Source organism: Cochlodiniinecator piscidefendens, assembly GCF_011326755.1.
Lineage (GTDB): Bacteria > Pseudomonadota > Alphaproteobacteria > Rhodobacterales > Rhodobacteraceae > Cochlodiniinecator > Cochlodiniinecator piscidefendens.
On sequence record NZ_JAAOIE010000008.1, the window covers coordinates 1 to 19,340 of the forward strand.

Genomic DNA, 19,340 nt, shown 5'->3' on the forward strand with positions numbered 1-19,340 from the left:
CATCAGACCACCCCGCCTGCGTCAAATGATAAAGCGTAGAACACCCCGCTATACCACCACCTATTACAACTACACGCGTCCGACTCTTCATCGCAAAAATCCCGAATATGTTCTCCATATTCAAACGATCATGGGTCAATTTGGTCAAATGAAACGCTTTAGTTTCGATTTTTTCGGATTATAAATACTAAAAACTGATCGCTCATTATTTGGTACGACAATTCGCTCTTTCTTCTCGCAGGAGACTCGGCATAATTAGAGCATGAAAAATTCTTTAGTATCCGCTGTGTTTCTCAAATTCTGTTTTGTGTTTTTGATGGCTGTATCACCCGCACGGGCCGATACGCTTAAACTATTTGTATTCGGCAATAGCCTGATAAATTTCCACAGTGGTAGTGATGAAACAACTGTGCCGCATTGGTTGGCGCAGTTTGCATCCTTAGATGGGCATGAAATCCAAATTTCAGGCCAATGGGGGTTTTTACGTAACTTTGCCGATACATTGCCCCCAGAACCAAATTGGTCTTTCTCGGATGTCGAACCAGCGTGGAATTCAGAACGTGAAAGTTTTACGCAGGCCAGATTTGATGCGGTAATGATAAATCCCGCCAACTTCATTCAATATCAACCGGCTGACACCGCATACGACGGCGAAAACCCTGATCAATCCTCCCCGCTTAGCGCTACTTTAGAGGTAATGGATTGGGTGCATGTTCAAGCCCCTGATGCTCAGTTCTATATCTATGAAGGTTGGTCCGAAATGGCAGGCTACATCAATGGTGATGTCGGCGTGGCCACAGATTTGCAGGAATACTACGAAGACGCCGTTGGCCCCTATCATGCATGGTACGAAGATTATGTCGACCATTTGCAAAAGGAACGTCCGGATTATCAGATTACGCTCATTCCGGTTGCCCAGAAGCTTGCGCAATTTATGACCGAGACACCTTTGGCTGGTATAGCACCAAATGATCTATATGTGGATACAGATCCACATGGAACGGCAACCCTTTATGCTTTGGCTAGCGCAATCACCTATAGCGCACTTTTTGAAAACACACTCCCCGAGATATCCTTTCCTGATACAATTCATCCGTTGGTGAACGATCATCTGTTTGAGGTTCGCACAATTCTTAATCAAAGACAGGCCCAGTTTGACGACTTTGTATTGGAGAATTTCCAACACGTTGTTGCGCGGGATGCGCCTTCGTTAGCGATGGGTTTAAATGGGATTGCAGATTGGTCTACTCAACATCCATTTGTTGACCTGATGAAAACAGCCCGCCCATGGACAGGCCATATTCCCGGACAATGGGGCGGGCGCACGGCACAAGAACTAGAAGCGCTTGGCATCTTAGATGCCGCTGGGTGGGTTACGCATGTTCCTGAGGATTTAACGGCGATTGAAACTCTGTTGTTAACGGACCAACCGACAGATTCTGATTGGTTAACCGGCCGCTACCGCGTCACCTATGAAGGTACCGGCGACATTCAATTAACCGGTCGCGCACGACGCGTGCAATACGAAGACGGTGAAATGTGGTTCAGTTATGAACCCGGCGAGGGCCAAGTAGGTATTCAAATCCGCAGCTCTGACCCTGACGACACCGGGGACTACATCCGTAATATCTCGGTGGTGCGCGAAGACAACATTCCACTGTTTGAAGTTGGGGCCATGTTTAACCCGGAATGGGTCAATGTGGTGTCTGATCTTCGGTCTGTGCGGTTTATGGATTGGATGTTCACCAATGGGTCGGAAAAAACCACATGGCAGACCCGGGCCAATCTGTTGGATTACACCTATATTCGGCGCGGCACCCCCGTTGAGGTCATGGTTGCCTTGGCCAATGAAATAGGGGCTGATCCTTGGTTTAATATGCCACATATGGCCCAAGACGATTATGTACGCAATTTTGCGTTTTACGTATTGGACAATCTTAATCCTGAGTTGCTCGCTTATATTGAATATTCCAATGAGCTATGGAACTTTGGTTTTCCCCAGACCCATTGGGTGGCCGCCCAAGCGCAACAACGCTGGGGGGACAGCGGATCAGATGCGCAGTGGATGGAATATGCCGGTCTGCGCGCCGCGGAAATGATGGCGATCTGGACCAACGTTTTTGGCCCAGAAACAGAAACGCGTTTGCGCCGGGTGATCGCCACTCACACAGATTGGCCGGGGTTGGAAGAACCACTTCTTCAGGCGCCGCTATGGCAGATTGGGCGGTTAGGTGCGCCTGCTGACTGGTTTGATGCTTATGCGGTCACCGGGTATTTCGGCTTAGAACTCGGCACCGACGAAGTCGCCCCAGAGGTTCTAAATTGGATAGAAGAAAGCCGCGCTGAGGCTGAGGCCACAGGACGCGAACAAGGTCTCGCCCGGGTGCGACTACGCCTGTTTGCCGAAGAACGTCAATATGAATCGGCGACGGCCCGCGCCATTGAAATGATCAGGGATGGGTCCCTGAAACACTTGGTCGATGAAGCATGGCCGTATCAGGCCGAAGTCGCCCGCGACAATAATTTTGAGCTGGTCATGTACGAAGGCAGCACACACGTCGTTGGGCTTGCGGATTGGTCGGGCAACGATTCACTGACTGCGTTTTTTAACCACCTCAATTACACCCCTGAAATGGCAGAGCTATATGAAGAGCTGTTAACATCATGGCAGGAGGTCGGAGGCACATTGTTCAACGCCTTTGTTGATGTCAGCGCCCCTAGCCAATACGGCAGCTGGGGAACTTTGCGGTATCTTGGCGATGAAAATACGCGCAATGACGTACTAACCGATTTCAACCAAAACACCCCAGCATGGTGGAGTGATCGTGATGGTTCTATTTTTGACCATGGTGTTATGTTGATCGGCGGCGACGATAGCGAAGAAATGTCAGGAACCACCAAAGCAGATATTATACTTGCTGGGGATGGAGACGACATTTTGACGGCCTCCGGTACAGGCGATAGATTGCACGGCGGAGAAGGCCGCGACGCCGCGGTATTTTCAGGTGCCGTAAATGATTATGCCTTTGAGGTTGAAACGGTGTCAGGGTCACCCCATCAACGTCTCATCGTGTTTGGCTCGACAGAAACATACACTCTTTTCGCAATCGAAGATTTGCTGTTTCAGAAAAACCCGGGTTTGGTCGTCCCTGTTGCCGATTTACAGTGATCAGTCTGGACCCTCATTAATCAAAGAAAGTAAGGTTTCAGCGCCAATATCACTGTGAAATTGGCCAACGATACGCGCACGACCAGCAACGCTTAACGACTCTGCCTTGCTCGGGGTGCTGATCAGATCTTGAATTGCATTTGCCAATTCCTTGGGTGATTGCGGCGAAACTAAAATCCCATCAACACCGTCGCGGATCAGTTCTGGCACACCGCCTGCATTTGTCCCAATGGTAGGTGTGCCACACGACATAGCCTCCATGTAGGCCACGCCTAAGGGTTCGTGCCAGCTCGCTAAAATGAAAATATGTGCAGAAGTTAATTTCTGAAGCACCGCTTCGGCACTGATAGCGCCGAGTAGCTTAGCGTTGCCTTCTAAATTTAGATCAGCCAAATGCGCAGCTAATTCGCGATGGTACCCCTGCCCGCCATCATCATCTTCGCCAGCGATTTCAAGCTGGATATCAAGCCCCTGATCAACCAAATTGCGAACTGCACTCAGCAAATCTTGGTGACCTTTGACGACGTTTAACCGCCCACAGGCAAACAGCTGAATCGGGGCATCGGTCTTTGGGGGAATATACGCGGTTGGTCGTTTTAATACATCCGTATCCACACCCATTGGCTGCAAAGCAACACGATCTGGAAAATCATTCCCCAACTGCAATCGGGCCTCAGCGGTAAGTTTCTGCGTGATGATCGTCGCAAAGTCAGCATGGCGCCATTTCAGCCCCTGCAGCGATCCATAGTCAGACATCGGCCCATGCAACGTTAGGCTATAGCTTGGCCCCCCCATTAGCTGGGCAAACATCGCGATTAATGCTGCGCGACCGCAGGAATGAACGTGAACATGCGTTATGCCCCTGCGTGCGCAATCATCCCTAAGTGTTTGGGCCGCCGCGAGGGTTATCAGGACATCTTTGAACGCCCCTACTCCTTCGCGCCAGACATCAAACATCCATTTGCCCGGAGCAATGGACAGTAGCGCCTTCAGCGCCTCCAATGGTTTTATCGCACCTAAATACGTTGTACGATCCATCGCCTCCTGCGACCATTCATGTGAAATCAACCCTGCTGGCGGAGACCGCGTGCTAAAAAGTGCGACATCAACACCACGCGCCTCAAGCGCTGCAATCTCACGCCAAAAGAAAATATGGGTCTGCCCCGGAAATTGGGGTATCAGATATCCGATTGTTTGATTTTTTAATTCATCAGGCATTTTGACTAGGGATTTGTTGGTGTTATACGAAAATATGCGTCACGTTGATTTAGCCCTAGCATTCTTTTCCTCAAAAGCCGAGCCATTCCAATGCTGAGCATCATTATCCCTGCCTGCAACGAAGAAGATGAGATTGGCCAATGTCTTGCGGCCGTTCTAGGATCACATGGCACGCATGACGCGGAGGTTATCGTGGTGGCCAATGGGTGCACCGATGAAACGGCAGGGGTGGCGCGCACGTTTGAAACACATTTTGCTGGGCGTGGATGGCGGTTTAAAGTTCTCGAATTGTCCGAAGGCGGAAAACTGAATGCATTAAACGCAGGGGACGCTGCGGCCCATTGGGGTGCAAGGGTTTATCTGGACGCAGATGTGAACATCAGTTCCAATGTATTGAACCAAATTGCAGATGCGTTGAATGTTGCCGCCCCGCGTTATGCCAGTGGCACGCTACGCATTCCTATTCCGCGGTCTTGGGCGAGCAAAGCATACCGTCGCATCTACACCAAAGTTCCATTCATTACACAGGGGGTACCGGGCGCAGGCTTGTTCGCCGTAAATGCAGAAGGTCGCGCGCGCTGGGGACATTGGGGTGACATTATTTCTGACGACACATTTGCCCGATTAAGCTTTACCCCAACTGAACGCATCGGAGTTCCCGCGACCTATGATTGGCCTTTGGTCGAAGGCTATAAAAACCTTATCAAAGTCCGTCGCCGCCAAGAAGCCGGTGTCCACCAGCTACGTGAAAACCACCCTGATCTCATGAAAAATGACGACGAAAGTAGCTTGGGGATAAAAGGCCTTTTGGCGCTAGGTCTACGCGATCCGGTTGGGTTTGCCGTTTATACCAGTGTGCGTATCGCGGTGCGCCTGACTGCCCAAAAGCATACCTCAGATTGGAGCCGCGGGAGATGAAACTTTTTAGCGCTCTTTTAGCTGGCGAAGGTTTGCGTGCGCGGGTGATGCGTAGTTCGGGCCTAACCGTCATGGGCTATGGCATTTCGCAAATTTTGCGCCTCGCATCAAACCTCATCTTAACCCGAATTTTGTTCCCCGATGCCTTTGGCATGATGGTACTTGTCGGGATATTTATGATGGGATTGGCGATGTTTTCCGACCTTGGGGTTGGGCCATCTATTCAACAAAACAAACGCGGTGATGACCCTGACTTTTTAAATACAGCCTGGACCATTCAAGTGATCCGAGGCGGCGTTTTGTGGATTGTTGCGTCGGTGTTGGCTTGGCCGATGGCCGCCTTTTACGAAACACCACAATTACTGCATTTGTTACCTGTCGCCAGCTTATCCCTATTGATCACAGCCTTTAATCCAACGCGTTTGGAAACCGCCAATCGTCACCTCATGCTGGGGCGGGTCACCGTCATTGATATGGTAACGCAAGCCGTCGGGATTCTTAGCGCCATCGCGCTGGCCTACTGGCTGCGTTCAGTTTGGGCGTTGGTATTTAGCGGCCTGATTGGCGCGGCGTTTCAGCTTTGGATGTATGATCGATTTTTGCCCGGTGTACGCAACCATTTTAGATGGGAAAAGCCCGCTGCCAAAGAGCTTATTCATTTTGGGAAATGGATTTTCCTCAGCACTGTCGCGGGTTTTATTTTAAGCCAAGGCGACAAAGTGGTTTTGGGTAAGTTTCTATCTCTCGAAACACTCGGTGTGTATAATATCGGATATTTTCTGGCGAGCTTCCCGCTCCTACTTGGGGGGATTGTAATACGACGTATTCTAATCCCTCTGTATCGCGAAAAACCCCCATCTCAATCCGTCGAAAACTTTGCCAAGCTGCAAAAGATGCGGTTCCTGCTGACGGGTTTGATTTTCGTGATGGTCATGTTCTTTGCCTTTGGCGGCGTCGATTTGATAAGCATTATGTATGATCCCCGCTATCAGGCGGCTGGCGCAATGGTCGTCATATTGGCGTTGTCACAGATCCCACAGGTGATCGTTTTAACTTATGATCAAGCCGCCTTAGCCGCTGGGGACAGTCGTGGTTTTTTCGTTCTGGCCGCCTCCCGCGCGGCGGCGATGATTGCTGGCTTATTGCTGGGGTTTCACTTTGCGGGTCTTTTTGGCGCGCTAATCGGGCAGGGAATCGCGATGCTTTTGGTTTATCCTGTGGTTGTTTGGCTCGCCCTAAAACAAGGTGCATGGGATCCAAAACACGATAGTATCTTCGCTATTATAGGCGGAATCTTGGTTCTTGGCGCCTATATTTACAACCAAGAGGCGATAACTATCCTTATTGCCTCAAAAATGCCCTGAAATATCCTTTTTACAGCGTTGCCCTCGGTTTATCCTCAACTTCGCGACAGGTGGTAAGTAATTTATTGGGCTCATCGGGCCCGTTTGTATATTGGCCGGTTCTGCCCCGGTCTGAGGTTTTAAAATGAATGACGGGTCGGGTCACATTCAGATGAGTGAAAATGACATTGCGATAGTAGGGATGGCTGCACACCTTCCAGGGGCTGATACTTTGGAACGGTACTGGTCGAATTTGCGCGATGGTGTCGAATCTATTCGGCAAATGTCTGACGAAGAATTATTGGCCGCTGGCGAGAAACCAGGCCGCCTTCATCATAAAAACTACGTACGCGCAGCTGCACCCTTGGATCGCTTTGAGTATTTCGATGCAGATTTCTTTGGGTTCAGCCCAAAAGAAGCAGCCATTTTAGACCCACAGCATCGTCAATTTCTAGAAGTCACATGGGAAGCGCTGGAAAACGCAGGGCATGTGCCCGAAAAATTTGATGGCCCAATCGGTGTTTTTGCCGGGTGCGGCATGGGCAGCTATCTTTATTTCAATATCTGTTCAAACCCGGATCTGGTTGATGATGTTGGCATGTTTTTGTTGCGCCACACAGGCAATGACAAAGATTTTCTGGCCACGCGTGTTAGTCACGTTTTCGATCTCAAGGGCCCAAGCATCAATATGCAAACGGCTTGCTCAACATCGTTGGTTGCTACGCATTACGCCTGTCAGGCTTTGTTGAATGGCGAATGCGATATGGCGCTGGCGGGTGGCGTCACCATCGAGTTACCCCAAAACCGCGGCTATATTTTTAAAGAGGGCGAAGTTCTTTCACCTGATGGGCATTGTCACGCCTTTGATCACCGCGCCGAGGGTACTGTATTTGGCAGTGGCGCTGGGGCGATTGTTTTGCGCCGATTGGACGACGCGATAAACGACGGTGACCATATTTGGGGCGTGATTAAAGGCACCGCAGTTAACAATGACGGCGCGGCCAAGGCGGGGTATTTGGCCCCCAGTGTGGACGGTCAAGCCAACGCTATTTCCGAAGCACATGCTATCGCGCAAATTCCGGCTGACACTATCGACTATGTCGAATGCCATGGTACCGGGACCTATTTAGGTGATCCGATCGAAGTTGCCGCGCTGACCGAAGCCTTTCGCAAAACCACCGATGAAACAGGGTTTTGTGGCATCGGATCGGTAAAAACCAACATTGGTCATCTCGACACAGCCGCAGGGGTTGCGAGCTTGATCAAAACATCGCTGTCGCTGACCCATAAACAAATCCCACCGAGCCTTGGATACGAGGCCCCAAACCCGGTTATTGATTTTGATGGGTCCCCTTTCTCAGTAAACGCCAGCTTGCGCGATTGGACTTCTCATAAGGGTCCACGACGCGCAGGCGTCAATTCCTTGGGTGTTGGTGGAACCAATGCGCACGCAGTCCTCGAAGAGGCCCCTCTTCGTTCCGCATCAGACGAAAGCGATTGGCCCTTTCACATTCTGACGTTATCGGCACGTTCCAAAGGCGCGCTTGATGACGCATCGACCGCTTTGGCAAAGCATCTGCGGGCACATTCAGATCAGCCATTGGCAGATGTTGCATATACCCTGAAGGAGGGGCGTCGCGCCTTTGAAAAACGCCGTATCGTCGTTGCTGAAACCCACGAAGAAGCCGCGCGTCTACTCGAAGAAAATGACAAACGCCGGGTCTTTACGCATTCGGCCTTGGGCGATGATCCCGAAACCATATTCATGTTCCCCGGCGGCGGGGCTCAATATGTCGGCATGGCTCGCGATCTCTACGAAACGGAGCCAGTTTTTCAGGACTGGATGGATCGTGGATTTGCGGTACTTGAACCACAAATTGACTACGATATTCGTGCGCTTTGGTTGGCTGACGGAGATGCTAGGTCAACAGCTGACATTAAATTGAAACAACCCTCCGTACAGTTGCCGCTCATCATGATCGTTGAATATGCGCTGGCACAACTGTGGATGTCTTGGGGCGTAAAACCTGCCGCACTTGTGGGTCATTCCATGGGCGAAAACACCGCAGCCTGTTTGGCCGGTGTTCTCAGCTTTGAGGATTGTATTGGGTTGGTGTTATTGCGTGGGCAATTGTTTGATACCGTCCCCGCGGGGGGTATGCTGAGTGTTCCGTTATCATTGCAGGATCTTGAACCATATCTGTCGCAAGATTTAGATATTGCTGGACTGAATGCGCCGGACCTAACCGTGGTTTCTGGCCCACAGCATGCCCTTGATACCTTGGCGCAAATTCTGGACGAAGATGACGTTATTGCACAGCGCATCCCGATTGACATCGCCGCCCATTCTCGAATGCTAGACCCGATTTTAGACCGCTTTAGGGATTATTTGCGCTCCATTCGCTTGAATGCCCCACAAATCCCATTTGTATCAAATCAAACTGGGGATTTCATCACAGCGGATGAGGCAACAAACCCGGACTACTGGGTCCGCCATCTGCGCGGTACGGTTCATTTTGCGGATTGCATCACAACACTGTCGGAAAAGACCGACAGAGTTTATCTGGAAATGGGTCCGGGCAAAGCTCTGTCCTCGTTGACCCAGATGCACAGTGCCGTGACTGCCCAACAGGTCTTTAGCGTTTTGCGTCACCCGGATGAAGCCATCGAGGATGATCTTTACTTTCTCGGAATTGTTGGGCGCCTATGGGCAACTGGCGTAGAAGCCGACTGGGAACAGATATGGGGTGACGCAAAACGCCATCGCGTACCGCTGCCGACCTACGCCTTTCAACGCGCCCCATATTTTATCGAACCGGGTACTGCCAAAGAAACTGTTGTTGACGACTACCTTAGTCGAACAGATGAAATTGCGGATTGGGGATATCGCCCCCATTGGCGCCCAAGATTGGCCGAGGCTGATGTTGACCCCGAAACCGAATTGGATATGGCTGACCCCCAAAGCTGGCTAATCTTTATGGATGATGCCGGCGTAGGGGCAGCTTTGGCCAAAAGACTGCGGGCGGCCGGTCATCCGGTTATCGAAATCCATGCCGGAGATGCCTTTGGGCAAATCGACGAAACATCCTATGTGTTGCCGCCCGAACGTGGGCGCGAAGGCTATGATCAATTGCTTCAGGCCTTGGTCGCGAATGGTACTGTTCCGACACGCATTGTGCATCTTTGGTTGCTAACAGATCGTGAAACGTTCCGCCCCGGCAGTTCATTTTTCCATCGCAATATTGAACAGGGTTTTTTCAGCCTGCTGTTTCTTGCACAGGCAATCGAAGGCGAAAATCTACCAAAACCTTTGCATATCACCGCAGTGACTTCCGGCGCGCGCCAAGTCAAAAACGAACCGCTCCCTTACCCAGAAAAAGCAACAATCGCAGGCCCCTGCCGTGTCATCCCGCGTGAATTGCCCCAAGTTACGACGTCAATGATTGATGTTGGTAAGGTTGCCGCTGACAAAACCGCGTTACGATTACTTGAAGATTTAATAGCACCGCCCATCAACATGGTTGCGGCTATTCGTGGTGAAAAGCGGTTTGAACTCGAGTATCGGACACAAACCCTAGATGTCGATACCCCCAATATTCGCGGGGATGGAACCTATCTGATCACTGGCGGATTTGGCGGTATTGGTCTCACGCTGGCTGAGGACCTGATTAAACAGGGCGCAAGCCGGATCGTGCTTTTATCGCGTTCGGGTTTGCCTGATCGCGCGGATTGGGTCGGACATTTAAAAACCCACAGCCCGGTTGATCAAACCTCAACCCGTATCAAAGCCGTTCAAGCCCTAGAAACATTAGGCGCTGAAATTGTTCTATGTCGTGCCGATGTTTGTAATATCACTGAAATGCGCGATTTGGCGCGCAGCCTAGGCGCTGTTCACGGTGTCATTCATGCTGCAGGTGTCGTGGATGATGCACCTATCTTGGCGAAAACGCCATCCTCCGTCGAAGATGTCTTTACCCCAAAACTGCACGGCACAGAGGTTCTGCATCAAGTCTTTCCCGACGGCACGTTAGATTGGCTGGTTCTATTTTCGTCCACCAGTACAGCAACAGCGCCTGTGGGGCAGGTTGATTACGTCGCCGCCAATGCCTTTCTGAATGCATATGCCGCGTCGCGTTCTAACGACAAAACACGGGTGCTAGCGTTAAACTGGGGGATCTGGGCCGAAGTTGGCATGGCCGCAGACGCCTTAGCACAGCGCGATGCGGCCCTACAGTCTGAGGCTAAACCAATTGATATGCCGTTATTAGACGACGCAGGGTTTGATCACGCTGGGCAACGGCAATTTCACGCGACCTACCGTGTCTCAGATCAATGGGTTTTGGATGGTCACCGTACCAAAGCAGGCGATGCCCTGCTCCCCGGAACCGGGTATTTGGAACTCGCCGCCGAAGCCTTGCGGGCCCATGGCGAAGACGGGCCATTTTCCCTAAACGATCTATTGTTCCTACGGCCCCTCGCCGTCGATGATCACGCTCGCAAAGAAATACGCCTTAAACTGCACCGCAGCGATTTTGGCTACGATATCAAGGTACAAAGCCAATCCCCTGTGAACGGTCGAAAGGGGTGGGAAACCCATGCAGAGGCCAATGTTGATTTGTCATCGATTGACCCCCCTGCCCCCGTCAACATCGCAGAAGTTATGGAACGTTGCCCTGATGTTACTGATGGATTGCAAAAATCTCCGCAAGAGGTTCACCTGAATTTTGGCCCTCGTTGGAGTGTTCTTCAAAAAACAGCCTATGGCACAAACGAAGGTATTGCTCGGCTTGCCTTACCTGATGATCTGCGCAGCGATATCGACGCCGGGTTTCTATTGCACCCTGCCCTGATGGACATCGCAACCGGTTGGGCAATGAAGCTGATTGATGGATACACTGCAACCCATTTATGGGTGCCATTGTCTTATGGTTCCGTTGACGTTTATCGCACCTTGCCCGACACCGTTTACAGCTGGGTGCGCAACGCTTCACACAATACAAGCCAAGACGAAACCGCACGCTTTGACATTGTTATCACCGACGAAGATGGCAATATCTGCGTTGAGGTTTCTGGGTTTACATTGCATCGCTTAGGAACAAACCAAAGCTTTGCAAAACCCATTCCGGCCAAAGAACAGGATCTGGAATTTGATATCACTGGGGCCCAGCAACCTCAGACAGCCGCCGAAGAGCGCCTGCGCCATAATCTTGAACAAGGTATTAGACCGAGCGAAGGTGCCGCAGCCTTTCGGCGTGCATTGGCGACTGGTCAGTCTGAGATCATCGTATCATCGCTGAATCTGAATGGATTGATTGCACAAGCCGATGCAACCGTCGAAAAATCGTCAACTGGGCAGAGCTTTCAGCGGCCCGAACTCGACAGTGATTTTATCGCGCCGAGCAATGATATCGAACGCACACTTGCAGGATTCTGGCAGGATTTACTGGGTGTTGAACAAGTCGGCGTCGAGGATAGTTTCTTTGACCTTGGCGGGCATTCGCTCGTTGCTGTGCGTTTGTTTGCGATGGTCAAAAAGGCTTATCAAATTGATTTTCCGATTTCGATTTTGTTCGAAGCGCCAACAATCACAAAATGCGCAGCGTTGATCGCGGATCAAGTTGGCGGCGCCACTAACAATGGCGACACCCCTACTCCGCTAAAAAAACCTACACGCCGCTTCACCCATATCGTCCCAATGCACGAAGGCGAAGCTGCTTCCAAAACACCTTTCTTCCTTGTTGCTGGTATGTTCGGGAACGTCTTAAACCTGCGCCATCTCGCGCACCTTCTTGGGGCGGATCGCCCGTTTTATGGATTGCAAGCCAAAGGGTTGTATGGCGATGACAAGCCACATGACAACATTGAAACAGCGGCAGCAGATTACATTGCGGAAATGCAGATCGTGCAGCCACATGGGCCTTATTTCCTAGGTGGCTTTTCAGGGGGTGGTATCACCGCCTATGAAATTGCACGCCAACTGCGCGAAGCCGGCGAAGAAACCGCATTGCTGGTAATGCTGGATACGCCTCTGCCAACCCGCCGACCACTGGAACGCAGTGATCGTATGCGCATTCAATGGCAGGAATTGAAACGCAAAGGGCTTTCATACCCCTTTGTTTGGCTCAAAAACCGCATTCAATGGGAACTGCAAAAACGCCAATCCCAACCTGATGCGGCAATCGCAACACACCAGTTCCACAACTCTGATATTGAGGCGGCATTTTTACACGCTGTCGCCACTTATTCTTTGCGAAAATGGGATGGACCCGTCGCGTTGTTCCGCCCCCCTCTTGTTGGGCATTGGGCAGGTGCGCAAGGCCGCTTAATCAGCTCAGAGCGCGCTTATCTTTTCCATGACAATGATTGGGGTGACTGGATTAATACAGTCGACGTAATCGAAGTGCCCGGCGATCATGACTCAATGGTGCTTGAACCAAATGTCCGCGTTTTGGCCGCACATATGAAACGCTTGATTTCATCCGCTGAGCGCAAATCGACACAAACCAAAGTGAGGGCAGCCGAATGAAACGACCGATCAGCCTTCTGACTGTCATCCTAAATTACAAAACCCCGGATATGACCCTGCAATCGATCGTTGCGGCGACCACTGAAATGCAAGGTATCAGTGGCAACATTGTCGTTGTGGATAACGATTCAGGGGATGGATCCTTTGAAAAGCTACAAGCCGAAACCCAAGATATGGAGCATGTTCATGTTGTTGCCTCCGGTCATAATGGTGGTTTCGGTGCTGGCAATAATTTTGGAATTCAGTGGGCGCTAAGCGCAGGTTTAAAACCTGATTATGTCTATATTTTAAATTCTGATGCCTTCCCCGGAAAAAACTCAATTCAGGCTTTATTGGATGCACTCGAAAACCATAAAAATATCGGATTTGCAGGAAGCTATATTCACGGACCAGATGCGCAAGGACATGTAACAACTTTTCGTTTTCCATCAATCGCGAGCGAACTGGAGGGTGCTGCGCGCTTTGGCCCGATCAGCCGTGCCCTTAAATCTGCTGTGGTACCCATTCCAATTCCGGAGGTAACTCAACCCGTCGACTGGCTCGCAGGCGCAAGCATGATGATGCGTTTCCAAACCCTTGAGGAGATCGGATTATTTGATGAACGGTTTTTCCTGTATTTTGAGGAAACAGATCTATGTTTAAGAGCGCAACGGGCGGGATGGCAAGTTTTATTCGTGCGCGAAAGCGAAGTCATGCATATAGGATCAGTCTCAACAGGCATGAAATCCTGGCAGCGCACCCCAAAATTTTGGTTTGACTCTCGGCATCATTATTTTTGCAAAAACCACGGGAAGTTTTACGCGTTGGGTGCGACTTTAGCTCATGTTTCAGGCGGGCTTTTGTGGCGCATACGCCGGTTGATTCAGCGCAAACCGCAGGCTGACCCAAACCATTTTCTACGCGATCTCATTCGGCATTCATTTTGGCGTAAACGCGCTGTGGCAGATGTTCCTCAGATTTCAACCAAGACGCAGGAGGCATAAATGACACCTTTAAACGGTCTCTTTATTGGCGACGGATCACTCCTGATCCAATGCGGTGAGCAATGGTTGACACGAGGGCATTCTATTGGAGCGGTGGTCAGCACCAACCCAGAAATTCATGCATGGGCCAAAGGGCATAACTGCACGGTCGCTCATAGTTTTTCCGACCTACCTGAGTTGAAATTCGATTGGTTATTAAGCATTGCTAATCTGACGATGATCCCAAAATCGATTTTAAAATTGGCGAAAAAGGGCGCATTGAATTTTCACGACGGCCCTCTCCCGCGCTACGCAGGATTAAACGCGCCTGTCTGGGCAATTCTCAACGGCGAAACCGAACATGGGATCACTTGGCATGTTATCGAAGAAGGCGCAGATACCGGCGACATCGTTGAACAACGCCTCTTTGAAATAAGCCCCAACGAAACTGCACTTACTTTAAACACTAAATGCTATGAGGCTGCACTCAATAGTTTCGGAGATTTGATCGTTCAAATCGAAAACAAACTGCCAAATCGCCAACCCCAAAATTTTGACCAGCGCAGTTATTTTTCGCGCGATGCCTACCCTGATTTCAATGGGGTTTTGGATTTCGAAAAGCCCGCTATTGCAGTTGCTCGACTTGTGCGCGGGTTAGACCACGGACCATATTGGAACCCATTGTGCTGTGCAAAAATCACCCACAACAATAGCATATCAATTGTCCAGCACGCTGAACCTGTCAACGGTGACGGCGCGCCGGGCCGCGTTCTGGAAACCTCCCAAGATCATATCACAGTTGCCTGTGGACAAGGCGCGGTAAAGTTATGGGGCTTCCAAAGCTTGTCAGGTGAAACTCACAAAAATGTAATTCCGCTTGGTCAAATGATCACCAAACCGGGCCAATTTGATAATGTTTCGCTTGCGAATGAACAAACCTGGCGCAAAAGACTGAGCGCTGCCGTCCCGTATGAGTTTCCCTTTGCCGAACCTAAGGCAGAACCCTCAAAGTATCAGGCGCACCCGATTTCAATTTCAACACAACAGGTTTTTGAATTTGCAGCGGCGTTTTTGAAAATCAAGCAACCTACGCTTGCCCTAAACACGCCCAATAAAAACCCCCTGCTGACAGGTTGGGTGCCTGTTTCCCAAAATGAACATGTCCAAACTTGCGCTACTGAAATGGCGGCGGATCTGTTTGCACGGGACACTTCGTTGTCGCACCAGATACCATTGATGGGGATATCAAACGGTGCTGGCGCATTGACCGGCACAGTATTGTGTTTTGACATTGCATCAGGCCAACTCTTTGTGGATCAATCCCGCCTAAGTAATGCCGCGATAGATGTTATCCTTGCTCGGCTGCAAAGTTTTATTGCGACTGGCAACATTATCCCAGCCGGAGAACGCGAAACCGTTCTGACGCAATGGAACGACACTGCAGCAAGCAATAATCCACAGCCCATCCATCATTTGTTCGAAGCACAAGCACAACGTAAACCTAATGCGACAGCGTTGGTCTTTGAGGACAAATCACTTAGCTACGAAGCTTTGAACAAACGCGCAAATCAAGTTGCCAGCGTTTTAAGTGAGTTGGGTGTTGGCCCTGACGTGTTGGTCGGATTGTATGTTGACCGTTCTTTGGACATGCTTGTTGCCGCCCTTGCCATTTTAAAGGCAGGCGGCGCCTATGTGCCCATGGATCCAACCTATCCAGATGACCGAATTAGTCACTTCATTCACGACAGCAACGCGTCGGTATTAATCACACAGCGCGCCCTCACGGAGCGTCTGCCTGCACATAACGCGGCAGTGTTAGAAATAGACGTTGATCCGAGGTTTGAATCCGCTTCCGCAGAAAACCTAGGCACATCTGTTAGCGCTGAAAATTTAGCCTACATGATCTATACTTCCGGCTCGACCGGGCGCCCCAAAGGGGTGATGGTCGAACATGGCAATGTGGCTAATTTCTTTGCCGGAATGGATGCCCACGTACTGCACGACCCCGCTGGCGTCTGGATGGCAGTCACCAGCTTGTCTTTTGACATTTCAGTGCTTGAACTTTTCTATACCTTGGCCCGCGGCTTTAAAACCGTGATCAGTGGGTCTGAGAATCGCGCACAATTGTCCAACGGCCCCGTAATCGGAACTGGGCGTGGCATGGATTTCAGCCTGTATTACTGGGGCAACGACGACGGCGTTGGGCCTGAAAAATACGCAACCCTTTTGAAAGGCGCACAATTTGCAGACGCAAACGGGTTTTGTGCTGTCTGGACACCTGAGCGACATTTTCACGCGTTTGGCGGCCCTTATCCGAACCCATCAGTGACTGGGGCCGCGGTTGCAGCAATCACGAATAACATTGCCGTGCGTGCGGGTAGCTGTGTCGCCCCCCTTCACCATCCTGCTCGGATCGCCGAAGAATGGGCCGTGATTGACAACCTCACCAACGGTCGCACTGGTATCGGATTTGCGTCAGGATGGCAGCCGGATGATTTCCTCTTACGTCCGGAAAATACACCGCCACTGAACAAACCTGCATTATACGAAAGCATCAAAACGGTCCGCGCACTTTGGGCGGGTGAGTCTGTTGAGTTTCCCAAAAAAGACGGATCAATGCACAGCGTTGTGACGCAACCACGCCCTGTTTCTAAAAAGTTGGAGGTATGGGTCACGACGGCTGGCAATCCACAAACTTGGATCGAAGCAGGCGAGCTTGGCGCGAACATTTTAACCCACCTTTTGGGCCAAAGTGTCGAGGAAGTCGGCGAGAAAATTAAACTGTATCACGAGGCGTTGCGCAAATCCGGTCATGATCCAGCTGACTTCAATGTGACTTTGATGCTGCACAGCTTTGTCGCAGATGACAGAGAAACTGCGCGCGAAATTGCCCGCGAACCGATGAAAGATTACCTGCGGTCCGCTGCCGGATTAATCAAACAATACGCTTGGGCGTTCCCTGCATTTAAGCGCCCAGAAGGGGCCAAGAACGCCTTTGATCTTGAGTTAGGTTCACTCGAAGAAGAAGAGCTTGAGGGAATCCTGGATTTTGCGTTCTTGCGCTATTTTGAAGACTCCGGCTTGTTTGGCACCGTAGATGACTGTGTGCAAAGGGTCGAAGCGTTAAAACGCATCGGTGTTGACGAAGTTGCCTGCCTTATCGACTACGGCATAGCGCCAGAAATTGTTCTTGAGGGGCTGAAACCACTCGCGGAAGTTCTGCGCAAATCAAATATAGCCGCTGATATTGCCGAAGATGATTTTTCGATCGCTGCTCAAATTGCACGGCACAATGTCACCCATATGCAATGCACACCAAGTATGGCCCGCATGATCGCAATGGATGATGATGCGCGCGACACTTTGGGGCAGCTAGACCAGCTTTTGATTGGTGGTGAAGCCCTGCCCGGCGCGTTGGTTGATGATTTGCGCGAAGCCACTTCTGCGCAAGTTCTAAACATGTATGGCCCAACAGAAACGACCATTTGGTCATCGGTCGAACCTGTCATGCAAAGCGAAAGCACAATGAACATCGGCAAGCCCATTGCAAACACGTCGATGTATGTACTGGATGATGACATGAACCCCACTGCCATTGGCGAAGCGGGTGAATTGTATATTGGCGGTCAGGGCGTAACACGAGGGTATTGGCAACGCGATACGCTCACTGCTGAGCGTTTCGTCGCCAACCCGTTTGGCCAAGGACGCCTATATCGAACTGGCGATCTGGCCGCTTGGCGGGTTGATGGGCGGCTCGATTTTTTTGGTCGCTCTGATCATCAGGTTAAATTACGGGGCTATCGCATCGAACTTGGAGAAATCGAAGCTGCATTGGAACATCACGATTCAGTTGAACAGGCCGTTGTGGTCGCACGCGAAGATACGCCCGGCGATCTACGGCTCGTAGCCTATATCAAAGGCCAACAGTTTTCCGAAACAATCCTAAAAGAACACCTGTCAACAGTGATACCATCATTTATGGTGCCGTCGCATTTCGTTTCCGTCGATCAATTTCCTCTGACACCCAACCAGAAAATCGATCGTGCTGGACTGCCCAAACCCACCTCAGTCGTCGCAATGCCCCAATCAATGGTCGGGGCATCGGACACGTTAGAACAACAAATCGCGCGGGTTTGGAGCCATTTCTTAGGCGTGGAAAACATCAGTTCCTCTGCGAGTTTCTTTGAACTTGGCGGCCATTCTTTGCTGGCGGTTCAGGTGCATCGTGAGTTGCGTACAACGCTTTCATTGCAAAAACTCAGCATCACCGATATATTCCGTTTCCCTAAGCTGAAAGAATTGGCGGGGCGCATCCGCGATCTTTCTGAGGCGAAATCTGCATCGCCTCAGGTTGCGACGCCCGCGAATGAAAATTCCACGACCACCCGCACTGACGCCATGTCCAAACGGCGTGCAATGCGGGCTCAACGAAAGGCTGCCCGCTCATGAATTTTGCTGAATTGAAAACCCTTGCCAAAAACATGTTACCCCCAGAAGCCGAAGTAGTGGTTGTCGACCCTCGTTTGCCGATGGGTGATCTATACCCAGACGAAGCAAAATCTATGCAATCCGCGCGACCACAGCGTTTGCGTGAATTTACCGCAGGTCGAACCACATTAAGGCGCGCTATGGCTGGGCTTGACCTTCCGCCGCAGGCAATCCCTATGGGGGATGATCGGGCCCCCATTTGGCCAAATGGCGTAACTGGCAGCTTGTCACATTGTGACTCTGCCTGCATCGGGGTTGTTGCCCATCAGGCCGAGGTTGAAACGTTGGCAATTGACATTGAACCCGCATCTCCGCTGCATCAAGAATTGTGGGATACCGTTTTTACCAAAAGTGAACAGGAATGGTTAGCCCGGCAGCCCGTGGCAGAGCGCGGGATCAAGGCCAAAGAAATTTTTAGCGCAAAAGAATGCGCGTACAAAGCCCAGTACAACAAAACAAAAGAGATTTTTGATTTTCAACGCTTTAACGTCATCCTTTTAGGGCGGACCTTTAGCGCGATGTTTACAGAGGACACCGGAGAGTACCGAAAAGGTCATGAAATCTCAGGTAAAATCGGCCAGGCAGATGGCTATATCTTAACTACTGTTGCCGCGTGAGTTTCTAACTCCCGCCACAAGTTAACCATATTCGAAATCTATCGTGCTCCCATGGCGTCGATCTTAAGGCAATTTTAACGCTGAGATTCGACTTCATAT

9 protein-coding genes are annotated in these 19,340 nt (G+C 50.7%); 7 read left to right on the forward strand and 2 right to left on the reverse strand.

Annotation, left to right across the window (positions count from 1 at the left end; all coding sequences use genetic code 11):
- The coding region (locus tag G9C99_RS18645) for an FAD-dependent oxidoreductase (protein ID WP_407926025.1) at nucleotides 1–91 on the reverse strand (91 nt) is incomplete at its 3' end.
- Nucleotides 92–316: 225 nt separating this feature from the next.
- On the opposite strand from G9C99_RS18645, the gene G9C99_RS15905 reads away from it, so the two are divergent.
- Nucleotides 317–3,169 (forward strand): calcium-binding protein, encoded by a 2,853-nt coding sequence (locus tag G9C99_RS15905; protein ID WP_231704101.1) that lies wholly within the window; start codon nucleotides 317–319, stop codon nucleotides 3,167–3,169.
- Here G9C99_RS15905 and epsE read toward each other — a convergent pair whose 3' ends face one another.
- Entirely contained in the window at nucleotides 3,170–4,387 is a 1,218-nt protein-coding gene (gene epsE, locus G9C99_RS15910) for an exopolysaccharide biosynthesis GT4 family glycosyltransferase EpsE (protein ID WP_166418518.1), read from the reverse strand.
- A 90-nt stretch (nucleotides 4,388–4,477) separates the two neighbouring features.
- Here epsE and G9C99_RS15915 point away from each other — a divergent pair, with 90 nt between their 5' ends.
- The 6 genes from G9C99_RS15915 to G9C99_RS15940 all read left to right on the forward strand — a co-directional run bounded on the left by G9C99_RS15915 (nucleotide 4,478) and on the right by G9C99_RS15940 (nucleotide 19,241).
- A complete protein-coding gene (locus G9C99_RS15915; RefSeq protein WP_166418519.1) occupies nucleotides 4,478–5,305 on the forward strand; it encodes a glycosyltransferase family 2 protein in 828 nt (275 codons plus the stop codon).
- On the forward strand, nucleotides 5,302–6,669 hold the full coding sequence (locus G9C99_RS15920) for an oligosaccharide flippase family protein (protein ID WP_166418520.1): 1,368 nt from the start codon (nucleotides 5,302–5,304) through the stop codon (nucleotides 6,667–6,669). Before G9C99_RS15915 ends, G9C99_RS15920 begins: the two co-directional genes overlap by 4 nt.
- A 124-nt stretch (nucleotides 6,670–6,793) precedes the next feature.
- Nucleotides 6,794–13,174 (forward strand): type I polyketide synthase, encoded by a 6,381-nt coding sequence (locus G9C99_RS15925; RefSeq protein WP_166418521.1) that lies wholly within the window; start codon nucleotides 6,794–6,796, stop codon nucleotides 13,172–13,174.
- Entirely contained in the window at nucleotides 13,171–14,157 is a 987-nt protein-coding gene (locus tag G9C99_RS15930; protein WP_166418522.1) for a glycosyltransferase, read from the forward strand. The genes G9C99_RS15925 and G9C99_RS15930 overlap by 4 nt, the downstream gene beginning before the upstream one ends.
- On the forward strand, nucleotides 14,158–18,585 hold the full coding sequence (locus G9C99_RS15935) for a MupA/Atu3671 family FMN-dependent luciferase-like monooxygenase (protein WP_166418523.1): 4,428 nt from the start codon (nucleotides 14,158–14,160) through the stop codon (nucleotides 18,583–18,585).
- Nucleotides 18,582–19,241: a 4'-phosphopantetheinyl transferase family protein gene (locus G9C99_RS15940; protein ID WP_166418524.1), complete on the forward strand. Its 660-nt coding sequence runs from the start codon at nucleotides 18,582–18,584 to the stop codon at nucleotides 19,239–19,241. The genes G9C99_RS15935 and G9C99_RS15940 overlap by 4 nt, the downstream gene beginning before the upstream one ends.
- Nucleotides 19,242–19,340 lie beyond the last annotated feature (99 nt).